At 53.4% G+C, this 13,076-nt stretch carries 12 protein-coding genes and 1 pseudogene; 4 read left to right on the top strand and 9 right to left on the bottom strand.

Annotated features, from left to right (window positions below):
• Nucleotides 1-91, top strand: a 91-nt coding sequence (locus FHD02_RS24390) for a hypothetical protein (protein WP_039391442.1), incomplete at its 5' end; no start/stop codon positions are given.
• A 14-nt stretch (nt 92-105) separates the two neighbouring features.
• Here FHD02_RS24390 and FHD02_RS11630 read toward each other — a convergent pair.
• Nucleotides 106-729: pseudogene (locus FHD02_RS11630) on the bottom strand (glycogen/starch/alpha-glucan phosphorylase); the annotation flags it as partial.
• A gap of 52 nt (nt 730-781) precedes the next feature.
• Nucleotides 782-967 carry a glycine cleavage system protein T gene (locus FHD02_RS11625; protein ID WP_227093261.1) on the bottom strand — a complete coding sequence of 62 codons (186 nt, stop codon included), beginning with the start codon at nt 965-967 and terminating at the stop codon, nt 782-784.
• A gap of 231 nt (nt 968-1,198) precedes the next feature.
• Between FHD02_RS11625 and rimO the strand changes: the two genes are divergently transcribed.
• Nucleotides 1,199-2,506, top strand: coding sequence for a 30S ribosomal protein S12 methylthiotransferase RimO (gene rimO, locus FHD02_RS11620; protein WP_003831616.1), 1,308 nt, complete (start codon nt 1,199-1,201; stop codon nt 2,504-2,506).
• Between the two features lie 93 nt (nt 2,507-2,599).
• Here the strand turns inward: rimO and gsiD are convergent, their stop codons facing one another.
• The 6 genes from gsiD to FHD02_RS11590 form a co-directional block, all read right to left on the bottom strand.
• The gene (gene gsiD, locus FHD02_RS11615; protein ID WP_137361328.1) at nt 2,600-3,511 is read right to left on the bottom strand and encodes a glutathione ABC transporter permease GsiD; all 912 of its coding nucleotides are present in this window, start codon (nt 3,509-3,511) and stop codon (nt 2,600-2,602) included.
• 2 nt (nt 3,512-3,513) lie between these two features.
• Nucleotides 3,514-4,434, bottom strand: coding sequence for a glutathione ABC transporter permease GsiC (gsiC, locus tag FHD02_RS11610; RefSeq protein WP_032942797.1), 921 nt, complete (start codon nt 4,432-4,434; stop codon nt 3,514-3,516).
• 46 nt (nt 4,435-4,480) lie between these two features.
• Complete coding sequence (gsiB, locus tag FHD02_RS11605; RefSeq protein WP_042309552.1) at nt 4,481-6,019, bottom strand: glutathione ABC transporter substrate-binding protein GsiB; 1,539 nt, start codon at nt 6,017-6,019, stop codon at nt 4,481-4,483.
• 28 nt (nt 6,020-6,047) lie between these two features.
• Nucleotides 6,048-7,919: a glutathione ABC transporter ATP-binding protein GsiA gene (gene gsiA / locus FHD02_RS11600; protein WP_137361329.1), complete on the bottom strand. Its 1,872-nt coding sequence runs from the start codon at nt 7,917-7,919 to the stop codon at nt 6,048-6,050.
• Nucleotides 7,903-8,871, bottom strand: a complete 969-nt coding sequence (gene iaaA, locus FHD02_RS11595) for a beta-aspartyl-peptidase (RefSeq protein WP_137361330.1) — start codon at nt 8,869-8,871, stop codon at nt 7,903-7,905. Before iaaA ends, gsiA begins: the two co-directional genes overlap by 17 nt.
• Nucleotides 8,872-9,062: 191 nt before the next feature.
• Nucleotides 9,063-9,851, bottom strand: coding sequence for an aminoglycoside adenylyltransferase family protein (locus FHD02_RS11590; RefSeq protein WP_137361331.1), 789 nt, complete (start codon nt 9,849-9,851; stop codon nt 9,063-9,065).
• Between the two features lie 176 nt (nt 9,852-10,027).
• Here FHD02_RS11590 and moeA point away from each other — a divergent pair, with 176 nt between their 5' ends.
• Both moeA and moeB read left to right on the top strand, forming a co-directional pair.
• Nucleotides 10,028-11,263: a molybdopterin molybdotransferase MoeA gene (gene moeA / locus FHD02_RS11585; RefSeq protein ID WP_061381897.1), complete on the top strand. Its 1,236-nt coding sequence runs from the start codon at nt 10,028-10,030 to the stop codon at nt 11,261-11,263.
• Entirely contained in the window at nt 11,263-12,012 is a 750-nt protein-coding gene (gene moeB, locus FHD02_RS11580; protein WP_137361332.1) for a molybdopterin-synthase adenylyltransferase MoeB, read from the top strand. Before moeA ends, moeB begins: the two co-directional genes overlap by 1 nt.
• A 48-nt stretch (nt 12,013-12,060) precedes the next feature.
• Here the strand turns inward: moeB and FHD02_RS11575 are convergent, their stop codons facing one another.
• On the bottom strand, nt 12,061-12,990 hold the full coding sequence (locus FHD02_RS11575; RefSeq protein WP_137361333.1) for an Rpn family recombination-promoting nuclease/putative transposase: 930 nt from the start codon (nt 12,988-12,990) through the stop codon (nt 12,061-12,063).
• Between the last annotated feature and the right edge of the window lie 86 nt (nt 12,991-13,076).

Raw genomic sequence — 13,076 nt, 5'->3', positions numbered from 1 at the left:
CTCAATGTGGCAGTTACTGAAAAAGGTCCGCCATTTTATGGAAACCGCCAGCCCATTCCCCGGAGGAAAACATGGCCAGGCAAAAGTGTAGCGGTATTAGGCGCAGCTATTTAGCCAGCGGGTTTTATTCCCTTCTTGTTGCAGTCGCCCGCCAAAGCGCACTTTATAATGCGTATTATGACGTTTGAATTCCCACGGATTACCGTATTCTAACCAATAGTCCAGCGACTCTTTTTGCACGCCATCAACGATATTTTGTTTAAACATACCGTAGTTATAGCGAATGCCGTAACCGCATCCCGGCAGGCCAAGCGTTGCCAGAGAATCAAGGAAACAAGCCGCCAGTCGTCCGAGACCACCATTTCCAAGTCCGGGATCATTTTCCTCGTCAATTAGCTCTTCCAGTTCCAGCCCCATTGCCTCAAGCGCGCTTCTGACTTCTTCGTAAATACCTAACGAGAGCAACGCATTAGACAGCGTACGGCCAATTAAAAATTCCATCGACAGATAATAAACCTGGCGCGCATCCTGAGAGAATTGTGCCCGATTAGAACGGTGCCAGCGCTCGACCATTCGATCGCGTACCGCATATAACGTCGCATTAAGCCACTCCCGTTTCGTGGCGATAGCGGGATCTTTGCCAATAGTAAATAAAAGCTTATTAGCAATATCATCTCTCAGTTTATCAACATCAGAGTCCGCCGCGAGCGGTAGTGGCGAAATATACATATTAACGTTACCTTTCAAATTTTGCAGGATGGGTAATAGACAGGTGAATTATTTAAACTCTGGGTTTGCGAGCGTCAGTTTTTTGCCGAATAATTTCATGACTGGCGATAAACGTTAATTCTGTCATTAATACACGCCAACTTAAGCCTGTAGCCAGTGAGATATAATATAAACTCACACCATTAGCATAAAGAGTTTTAGCCATTTCAAGTTTCGACTGCAAAACAATATCTTTCAAATTTAACCTCATTAATAACGCTCGACGAGATAAAATTTATGCTAATTAATTTCTACAGCCAAGAAGTGACACTTAAAGCCGGAATTAGACTCGCTAAACACCTTCCGCCAACCGATCCACTATTTATAGGTATTGGTCTTTATTCTCCCGGTCTTATGCCGATCAGATATAGATGTACCGTGACGGCATCTGTATAATCCCCCGATTACGAGCAATGTACAGTATAAGAAAATGGCAAAAATTGGTTTTATATCACTAGGTTGTCCGAAAAACCTCGTCGATTCTGAGCGCATCCTGACCGAACTTCGTACCGAAGGCTATGATGTTGTGCCAAGCTACGACGACGCGGATATGGTTATCGTTAACACCTGCGGCTTTATCGACAGCGCGGTTCAGGAGTCCCTGGAAGCAATCGGTGAAGCGTTGAACGAAAACGGCAAGGTGATCGTTACCGGCTGTCTGGGCGCGAAAGTCGATCAGATCCGTGAAGTCCACCCGAAAGTGCTGGAAATCACCGGTCCGCACAGCTATGAACAGGTTCTGGAGCACGTTCACCACTATGTGCCAAAACCAAAGCATAACCCGTTCCAGAGTCTGGTTCCTGAGCAGGGCGTCAAGCTGACTCCGCGCCATTATGCCTATCTGAAAATTTCTGAAGGCTGCAACCACCGCTGCACGTTCTGCATTATTCCCTCAATGCGTGGCGATCTGGTGAGCCGTCCGATCGGCGACGTTCTCAGCGAAGCCAAGCGTCTGGTAGATGCGGGCGTGAAAGAGATACTGGTCATTTCTCAGGATACCTCCGCGTACGGCGTGGATGTGAAGCATCGCACCGGTTTCCATAACGGCGAGCCGGTCAAAACCAGCATGGTTGATTTGTGCGAACAGTTATCAAAACTGGGGATCTGGACGCGTCTGCATTACGTCTATCCCTACCCGCACGTTGATGACGTAATCCCGCTGATGGCGGAAGGTAAAATCCTGCCGTATCTGGACATCCCGCTGCAGCATGCCAGCCCGCGTATTCTTAAACTGATGAAACGCCCAGGCTCCGTGGACAGACAGCTGGCGCGCATCAAACAGTGGCGTGAAATCTGCCCTGAACTGACGCTGCGCTCCACTTTCATTGTTGGTTTCCCGGGTGAAACGGAAGAAGACTTCCAGATGTTGCTCGACTTCCTGAAGGAAGCGCGTCTGGATCGCGTGGGCTGCTTTAAATACAGCCCGGTAGAAGGCGCTGGCGCTAATGACCTGCCGGATCAAATCCCGGAAGAGGTGAAAGAAGAACGCTGGAATCGCTTTATGCAATTGCAACAGCAGATCTCTGCTGAACGTTTGCAGGAGAAAGTGGGCCGCGAGATTCTGGTCATCGTTGATGAAGTTGACGAAGAAGGCGCAATTGGTCGTAGCATGGCTGATGCTCCGGAAATCGACGGCGCGGTATATCTGAATGGTGAAACCAAGGTGAAACCTGGCGATATCATCCGCGTGAAAGTCGAAAACGCAGATGAATACGATCTGTGGGGCACCCGCGTTTAATTAAGCGCAACCCAACGTAGGCCGGATAAGGCATTTATGCCGCATCCGGCAATGCCTGATGGCGACGCTGAAGCGTCTTATCAGGCCTACGGTTTACCCTTTTATTTTCGGGTCCAGCGCGTCGCGCAGACCATCTCCCAGTAAGTTAAACGCCAGCACCGTCAGGAATATCGCTACCGCCGGGAAAATCGCCACGTGCGGCGCGATCACCATATCAGCGCGCGCTTCATTAAGCATTGCCCCCCACTCAGGCGTTGGCGGCTGTGCGCCTAATCCCAGAAATGACAGGCTCGCGGCAGAGATGATCGACGTGCCAATTCGCATGGTAAAAAAGACCACGATCGATGAAACCGTACCCGGCAGGATATGGTTAAAAATGATGGTCGTATCGCTGGCACCAATACTGCGCGCAGACTCAATAAACGTCTGTTGCTTCAGCACCAGCGTATTCCCGCGCACCAGGCGCGCGAAGGCCGGAATGGAGAAAATGGCCACGGCAATAATCACGTTCGCAATACCGCTGCCCAGCACGGCGACCACGGCTATCGCCAGCAATATCCCCGGAAAGGCGAACAGCACATCGCAGATTCGCATAATCAGTCGATCCCACCAGCCTTCGTAGTATCCCGCCAGCAGACCCAGCACTGTGCCAATCGCCGCGCCAATAAACACGGCAAAGACCCCTGCCGCCAGCGAGATTTGCGCGCCAACCAGCACGCGGCTAAAGATATCCCGTCCCAGTGAGTCAACGCCAAACCAGTGCAGCATCGACGGTCCATCATTCAAACGGTCATAATCGAAGTAATTCTCGGCATCAAATGGCGTCAGCCAGCGGGCAAAAATCGCCAGCATGATCAGGAGCAATACAAACAATCCAGCGAACATCGCCATGTGCTGTCGACGGAAACGACGCCAGAACTCATGCCACGGTGTGCGTATCTGCTCTGGCTTAACAAGAGGCATCGCATTTAAAATCGCCTGTCGGCGCCAGTTAAAAAATCGCATCCTTACTTGTACCTGATAGCCGGATTAATGGCGGCGTAGAGCACATCCACCACTAAGTTAATAAGAATAAATTCCAGAGAAAACAACAGTACCTCAGCCTGAATCACCGGGTAGTCGCGCATTTCGACGGAGTCCACCAACAGTCGCCCAAGCCCAGGCCAGTTGAACACCTTCTCAACCACAATAGAGCCGCCGAGCAAAAAGCCAAACTGTAGCCCCATCATGGTGACAACCGGGATCATCGCATTACGCAGACCATGTTTTAACACCACCCAGGTTTCACTCACCCCTTTAGCCCGCGCGGTGCGCATATAGTCTTCGCTGAGCACATCCACGAACGAGGCGCGAGTAAACCGTGCTAACACCGCAGCCACCGCCGCGCCCAGCGTAATAGACGGGAGGATATAGTGCAGCCAGGTGTCGGCGCCAACGGTGGGTAACCAACCGAGCTCAACGGAGAATATCTGCATCAGCAGCATGCCGAGCGCAAACGCCGGGAACGAGATCCCGGTGACCGCCAGCGTCATACTCAATCTGTCCGGCCAGCGATTGCGCCATACGGCAGCAATAATCCCCGCTGTCATGCCGAACAATACCGCCCACGCCATACTGGCAATAGTCAGCCATAGTGATGGCATAAAACGGCTGGCTATCTCTTCGGAAACCGGGCGACGAGAAACCATCGAGGTCCCAAAATCGCCTTGCAACACGTTGGTCATGTAATGCCAGAACTGAACATGCAGCGGCTGGTCCAGACCCAGCTGCTTGCGCACCAGTTCGATCACCTCAGCGTCAGCTTCCGGTCCTGCAATCAGCCGGGCCGGATCGCCGGGTAGCAGGTGAACAAATAAAAATACCAGCACCGCAACAATCAACAGAGTTGGAATCAACCCCAGCAGGCGCTTGAAAACATAGTTAAGCATCACGCTCCCTTCGCCGGCCCCTACGCTTCGGGGCCGAATGAATAGCTTATTTTAAATCCGCATCATCAAAGCTAAATCCGGTATCCGGCATGATCCAGAATCCGGTCAACCTGGTGCTGTGCGCCGAAATCAGTTTTTCCACTACCAGCGGGATCCACGGCGACTCTTTCCAGATAATATCCTGCGCATCTTTGTACAGCTTCGCTTTCTGCGCTGGATCGTTGGTTTGCAAAGCCGCAGCGAGATCACTGTCCACCTGCTTATTGCTGTAGAACGCCGTGTTAAACAGGGTTGGCGGCCAGTTTTGTGATGCAAACAGCGGCGACAGCGCCCAGTCCGCTTCGCCTGTAGACGCAGACCAGCCGGTGTAGAACATCCGCACTCCGCTCTCTTTCTGCGCTTTACCTTCAACTTCCGCCGCACGCTGACCAGCGTCCATCGCCGTTACCTGAGCCTTAATGCCAACCTGCGCCAGCTGCTGCTGGGTAAATTGCAACACTTTCTGTGCAGTACTGTGGTTATGCGAAGACCACAGCGTGGTGGTAAAACCATTAGGGTAGCCTGCTTCTTTCAGCAGTTCGCGCGCTTTCGCCGGGTCGTACGGCCATGGCGTATAGCTTTGCGCATAGGCTATCGACGGTGGGAGAACGCCGGTTGCCGGCGTCGCGTAACCGGCAAAAGCCACTTTCACCAGCGCCTGGCGGTTGATGGCATAATTCAGAGCTTCACGCACCTTCGGGTTGTCGAACGGTTTTTGCGTGACGTTCATGCTGATATAACGCTGCATAATAGACGGACTGGCCACCAGTTCCAGGTTTTTGTTCTTCGCCAGTAACGCCGCCTGCTCGTAAGGGATTGGGAAGGCAAACTGCGCTTCCCCGGTCTGTAACATGGCCGCACGCGTGTTGTTGTCGGTCACTGGACGCCAGGTGATCGTATCCAGCTTTGGCAGGCCTTGCTGCCAGTAGCCCGTGAACTTCTTAACCTTCACAAAATCCGTCTGATTCCAGGTATCAAGCTGATACGGTCCGGTGCCGACAGGATGAAAGCCGATCTCCTTGCCGTATTTCTCCAGCGCGGCGGGAGAAATCATCGCTGTTGCCGGGTGCGCCAGAATATTGATGAATGCCGAGAACGGTTGCTTCAGCGTAATCTTCACCGTCGATGGGTCGACAACCTCGGTTTTATCAATATTCTTATACAGGTTGTAGCGTTTCAGATGGTTTTCCGGATTACTGGCCCGATCGAGGTTAGCTTTGACCGCATCGGCGTTGAAATCAGTTCCATCCTGAAACTTCACGCCCTGACGCAGCTTAAGGGTGTAAGTCAGGCCATCATCAGAAACCGTATAACTCTCCGCCAGCACATTTTTCAGCTTCATCTCTTTATCAAGGCCAAACAGTCCTTGATAAAACGACTTTGCTACCGCCTGCGACAACGTGTCGTTTGCGTCATAGGGGTCGAGCGTGGTGAAGTTAGATCCCACTGCCACCACCACGTCTTTGGCGGCCCAGCCCGGTGCGGCGGCCAGCGCCGAGGCCACTCCCACAGCAACCAGCCATTTTCGAGCAACAATTTTTGTCATGTTATTCTCCTTGAACCCTGTCTGCCTGTTATAAACGCGAAAGCGCATTTTCTTGTTGTGGACGCGCTACATAATGCCCCGGGCCAACTAACTGTAATGACACGGGGGAAATCTCTTCGCCGCGCTTGCGGATATTGCTGGGGATATCATCCGACAACAGCACGCGCTGGGGGCGATGATGTGATGGATCGGCAACGGGTACTGCCGCCATTAGTTTGCGCGTATACGGATGCTGTGGATTTTCAAATACCGCCCGCCGGGTGCCGATCTCGACGATCTGCCCCAGATACATCACCGCCACACGGTGACTGATCCGCTCCACTACCGCCATATCGTGGGAAATAAACAGATATGAGATCCCCATTTCGCGCTGCAGGTCGAGCAACAGGTTGATAATTTGCCCACGAATCGAGACATCCAGAGCCGAGACCGACTCATCGGCAATGATCACCTTGGGATTGAGCGCCAAAGCCCGGGCAATGCAGATACGCTGACGCTGACCGCCGGAAAACTCGTGCGGATAGCGCCAGGCATGCTCAGGGAGCAATCCTACGCGCTCCAGCAGCCAGGCAACCCGTTTTGCCGCCGCATCACCTTGCAGTAATCCATGCACCCGTAACGGCTCTAAAATGGAATATCCCACCGTCTGGCGAGGATCGAGCGATGCATAAGGGTCCTGGAAGATAAACTGAATATCCCGGCGCAGCGGCTGCAGTTTGCTGGCGGCCAGGGTATCAATACGCTGTCCGTTGAAGATGATCTCTCCACGCTGAGACTCAACCAGGCGCAACAACGCCCGCCCGGTGGTGGACTTGCCGCAGCCCGACTCGCCCACCAGCGAGAGCGTTTCTCCTGGCCACAGGTCAAAGCTAACGTTTTCCACCGCGTGCACCTCACGGGTTACCCGGTTAAGAATGCCGCTGCGCAGAGGAAAACGCGTCACCAGATTGCGCACCCGTAGGATAGGCTCGCCTTCAACCACGGTGTCCTGCTCGGTTTGCGGTTCGACATGACTGGGATCGTGTAAAGAAATAAGTGGAAAACGGCGCGGATACGCTTGTCCGCTCATGGAGCCAAGCTGCGGTACGGCTGCCAGCAGCGCTTTAGTATAGGGATGCTGGGGAGCATGAAAGATCTGCTCAACGCTACCGGTTTCTACCGCCTCACCCTGATACATCACCAGCACACGGTCGGCAATATCCGCCACCACCCCCATATCGTGGGTAATAAAGATCACCCCCATCGACATATCCTGTTGCAACACTTTTATCAGTTGCAGGATCTGCGCCTGAATAGTGACATCCAGCGCGGTGGTCGGCTCATCGGCAATCAGTACCGCAGGGCGGCACGACAGCGCCATAGCGATCATCACGCGCTGGCGCATGCCGCCGGAAAGCTGGTGTGGATAGCGCGATAAAATCGCCTTCGCCTCAGGAATACGGACCTGATCGAGCATCCGTTTAGCTTCCAGCATCGCCTCTTCATGACTGGCCCCCTGGTGTAAGCGGATAGACTCGGCGATCTGCTCACCCACGGTAAACACCGGATTAAGCGATGTCATTGGCTCCTGAAAGATCATCGCGATATCCGCGCCGCGCACGTGGCGCATCTGTGATGCGCTCTGTTCACCCAGCTCTATCACCTGGCGGTTGCGGCGGCGGAGTAGCATTTCATCACAGCTCACCTCGCCGCCAGCCTGTTCAATCAGACGCATCAGCGACAAAGCCGTGACCGACTTTCCTGAACCGGACTCGCCAACTATCGCCAACGTTTCGCCACGCTTGAGGCGAAATGACAGATTACGCACCGCACTGACGCGCTGCTGTTCCTGTTCAAAGGTAATGTTCAGGTTGCTCACTGCCAGTACGTCACTGGCGTCAAGCTCATCGCTGTGTGGCAACGGTATCTCCTTTTTCCCGATAAATACCGGTGGTTGGCGTATCGCCCGCGTATCCCCAGGCACGGTACATGCCTTCACTATTAAACGGTAAAGCGACGTTACCCTCATGATCGATAGCAATTAAGCCACCGCTGCCGCCCAGCGCCGGTAATTTTTCCATCACCACACGCTCGCACGCCTCAGATAAACTCAGGCCGCCGTAGTCCATCAACGCCGCAATGTCATAAGCCGCCAGCGCACGAATAAAGACTTCTCCGGTTCCGGTGCAGGAAACTGCCACGTTGGCGTTATTGGCATAACAGCCGGCACCAACCAGTGGACTGTCACCCACCCGGCCCGGCAATTTGTTGGTCATCCCGCCGGTCGATGTCGCCGCCGCCAGATTACCAAACATGTCCAGCGCGACCGCCCCCACGGTACCCATTTTGTTATTTTCATCCAGTGGGGTAGCGTTATGATCCAGCATCGTTTCACCCGTCGTTCGCACCGCCAGCAATTGAGCGTAGCGTTCTGGCGTCGAGAAAATATCCGCCGAAACGCGCTCCATACCCTGCGCAATAGCAAAATTCTCTGCCCCCTCACCAATCATCATCACGTGTGGGCTGTGTTCCATCACCAGGCGTGCCGCGAGAACTGGATTTCGCAGATGGCTTACCCCCGCGACGGCTCCCGCTTGCAGGGTATTACCGTCCATCACGCAGGCGTCCAGCTCATGGGTTTCATCACGGGTATATACTGCGCCAATTCCGGCATTAAACAGCGGGCACTCTTCCAGCAGACGCACGGCCTCGGTCACCACATCCAGTGCTCTACGCCCCTCTTCGAGCATCCGCTGACCGGTTTCGACGATATCGGACAGCGCCTGTATGTAGCGCAACTCCTGCTCCTGGCTCAGCTGCGCGCGGGTAATAGCCCCAGCACCGCCATGAATTGCAATAACTGCTTTACCCATTTTTTCGTCCATTAAGGTGACTGGTTCCGGGGGTTATAAATATCAGAATTTCGGTGACTTATTGATTCGATTTTTGAATATAGAAAGATGCAGACGTCATGTAAAGGTAAAGGCCTGCACCTCATAATCGATACCATCAGGTCATACAGATAGAGTAAACAGGAATGAGATCCCCGACGACATTGAATAGCCTATTCAAGCAGATCGGTAATCTCTTTTTTTGCATAAAACACAAATCGTTGTACTGACGGCATAGATTCAGCCCAGTTCGTTTTGGTTAACCCCAGATATTCCGAACATGCAGCTTGCAGCGTGTCAGCATGCTCAACGGGCAATTGCGGCATGAGCCACGACGCGGCCTCATCCTTTGCGACAATATCGCCAGTAACGACGCTGTACCAGATACGCGCCAAAGCCAGCATGATATTGCGCTCATCACCCTCTACATCTGCCGGTTTTTGCCACTGTTCAAGGGTATGTCGAAACGTTTCCAATACATCATTGGCAGGAATGGCGTTGAATAATATATCAGCGGGTTCACCGAATAATGGTACGCTGGCGCGCCGGGCCTGGGTCAGCAAAATGGCAAGATCAGGATCCGCCAGCGCCGGTTCAAATACGCCGGCACCAATATCATCACGCAACCACTCACCAAATTGCATTTCTCTGACGGGTGGGAATCGCCACGGCACGATCTGCGAGAACAGAACAACGGTGACTTCCAGCGCGCGGTAACGTTCTGAGGTCCCGGGCTGCGCTGAAATGGTCAGCAATTTCCGCATTACGGTTTCTCTTAACCGGGCATCCATTGGTTCCCGTATGGTGACCAACAAATCGATGTCGCTTTGAGGTTTTAAACCGCTTTCGACAGCAGAACCATACAGATGAATAGCAACGAGATTCTCCTCGAAAACCTGGCGGATGAGCGCGCTGGCTGCATTCACCTGTCGTCGAATTGCCTCCGGGATAGTAGTAGCCATTTAGCCCCCTGGGGAAAAGAGCGGAAATATTGAGTCTATACTGCATTGTTCCTGTGTCGCTATCCTCTGGCATAAAACCTTGATCAGATCTGATTCTAAGCCTGAGGTAGCATACTGTCCGCGGCCATTTTCTGACATAATGGCCGGATTCGATTTTGCCCCGCAGGAGTCTTCTCATGGAATTTACCGCCGGACTGATGCCGCTTGAAACGGCTCTCTCTCAGATGCTGTCGCGTATTACCCCGCTCACCGCCGTCGAAACACTGCCGCTGGTTCAATGTTTTGGCCGTATCCTGGCCGCCGACGTCGTTTCCCCCATTGATGTACCGGGATTCGATAACTCGGCAATGGATGGCTATGCGGTGCGATTAGATGATTTACGCTCGGGTCTGCCGCTTGCGGTAGCAGGCAAAGCCTTTGCCGGACAGCCTTTTCACGGCGAATGGCCCGCGGGGACCTGTATCCGCATCATGACCGGCGCCCCGGTGCCTGCCGGTTGTGAAGCAGTGGTCATGCAGGAACAAACGGAACAAACCGACGACGGTGTGCGTTTTACCGCCGAAGTCCGCAGTGGACAAAATATTCGTCTGCGCGGTGAAGATATTGCGAACGGTGCAGTCGTCTTCCCCGCCGGGACCCGCCTGACAACCGCCGAACTCCCGGTTCTGGCCTCGCTCGGAATTGCTGATGTGCCTGTTGTGCGCAAAGTCCGCGTGGCGTTGTTTTCCACTGGTGATGAACTGCAACTGCCGGGTCAACCGCTGGGCGACGGACAGATTTATGACACCAACCGTCTGGCCGTTCACCTGATGCTGCAACAGTTGGGCTGCGAGGTGATCAACCTGGGGATTATTCGCGACGATCCCAACGCCCTGCGCGCGGCGTTTATTGAAGCCGACAGCCAGGCCGATGTCGTTATCAGCTCCGGTGGCGTTTCTGTCGGTGAAGCGGATTACACCAAAACCATTCTGGAAGAGTTGGGAGAAATTGCCTTCTGGAAGCTGGCCATCAAACCGGGCAAACCGTTTGCCTTTGGCAAACTAAGCAACAGTTGGTTTTGCGGTCTGCCGGGTAACCCGGTATCAGCAGCCCTCACCTTTTATCAACTGGTGCAACCAATGCTGGCGAAACTCAGCGGCAACACGGGCTGTGGGTTGCCTCCTCGCCAACGCGTGCGCACCGCGTCACGTCTGAAGAAAACGCCAGGACGTCTGGATTTTCAACGTGGCGTATTGCAGCGCACCGCAGAAGGCGAACTGGAAGTCACCACCACCGGACACCAGGGTTCGCATATTTTTAGCTCCTTTAGCCTCGGCAACTGTTTTATCGTGCTGGAACGCGATCGCGGCAACGTTGAAGCCGGAGAGTGGGTTGAAGTCGAGCCGTTTAACGCGCTGTTTGGAGGCCTGTAATGGCGGAACTCAGCGACCAGGAGATGATGCGCTATAACCGGCAAATCATTCTGCGCGGCTTCGATTTTGAAGGCCAGGAAGCGCTCAAGGAGGCGCGGGTACTGGTCGTTGGTCTGGGGGGACTTGGTTGCGCCGCGACCCAATACCTGGCAGGCGCAGGCATCGGGCATTTAACGCTGCTCGACTTTGACACCGTTTCCGTGTCGAACCTCCAGCGCCAGACGCTGCACAGCGATGCAACCGTAGGGCAACCGAAAGTGCTGTCCGCCCGCGACGCGCTGGCGCGGATTAACCCTTATATCGCCATTACGCCAGTGAATGCGCTGCTGGATGATAGCGAAATTCACGCGCTGATCGCCGAACACGATTTGGTGCTGGACTGTACGGATAACGTCAGTATCCGCAATCAGCTTAATGCCGGATGCTTTAGCGCAAAGGTTCCGCTGGTTTCCGGGGCGGCAATCCGCATGGAAGGGCAAATTACCATCTTTACCTATCAGGAAGGCGAACCCTGCTACCGTTGCCTGAGCCGCCTGTTCGGTGAAAATGCCCTCACCTGCGTAGAGGCTGGCGTAATGGCTCCCCTAATCGGCGTGATCGGCTCGTTACAGGCTATGGAAGCCATTAAATTATTGGCAAACTACGGTAAACCCGCATCTGGAAAAATCGTCATGTACGACGCCATGACCTGCCAGTTTCGCGAAATGAAGCTGATGCGTAACCCTGGCTGTGAGGTGTGCGGGCAATAACTGTAAGCCCCGGCGGCATTTATTTTCCGGGGCTGTACTAACATACATTCAATGCGTCAAAGATTTAATATCTTCCTCTGATAGCCCGGTGATTCTCACGATAAGCTCCCGTGGAAGACCATCGGCCAGCATTGAGTGGGCAATGCGCTGCGCTTCCTCACGGCGACCTTCAACCCGGCCTTGACGCATGCCTTCCCGTAGCCCCTTTCGCTGCCCTGCCCTACGTATTTTTTCGACAATATTCATTGTACGCTCCTTGTGTTCGGGTACCTGCTGCGCCAGCTTACGCATAAATCGCCCAAAGCGCGGTTTGTGACCATGCTGGATCAGCAGATAATTAAACAGCGCTTTTAGCTGGCTGTCATTAGCACATCCTGTAACCATCAGCGTAGCCAGATTGTCCACCAGTCCTAATAAATCGCGCTGGCGGATATGCTTTTGAATCAGTTCCAGCAGTGCGATACGCCGGTGCTGCATAATTTCTTCATCCGGGACCACGGTAATATCCACCAATGGAAATGCCGACAGATAAAGCTGACGCGCCAGGAGCGGATTATCAAACTCATCCAGCCAGCATAAAGAGAAGGGATAAGGCGTATCGACGCCATGATAAAACAGCATCGGCACGACTAATGGTAAGCGGGTATGCCCAGCGTCAAGGTGGCTTTGCATTGCCGCTATCGCATAACGCATCAGGCGAAACGACATATGCGCATCAGGACGACTTTGATGTTCAATCACGACATAGATATAACCCTCCCCTTCACTGGTTTTCATCGACCAAAGCACATCTGAATAATATGCGCGTAAGTTTTCTTCAATAAAACTGGCGGGTTGCAGTTCTAACGTCGCCAGATCGCAAAGCGAACGTAGCGTGGGAGGAAGATGAATTTCAATAAAATCACGGGCTGTTGCAGGGTATTTTAAAAATGTTTTAAACAGCGCATCGTGCGGTGTGGCTGTAGGTGTTTTTTTCATGGCGGTCCGTCAACTGATAAACATGATGACGTGACTGTACCCGTCGCGATGACGGGCCGCATGCAGGCTTTACCGGTTTTACGAGG

Origin of the sequence: Citrobacter sp. EC_71, assembly GCF_019584005.1 — a bacterium.
Lineage (GTDB): Bacteria > Pseudomonadota > Gammaproteobacteria > Enterobacterales > Enterobacteriaceae > Citrobacter > Citrobacter werkmanii.
The sequence above is the reverse complement of the archived record's forward strand: the minus strand, read 5'-3'. Positions and strand labels throughout refer to the sequence as shown.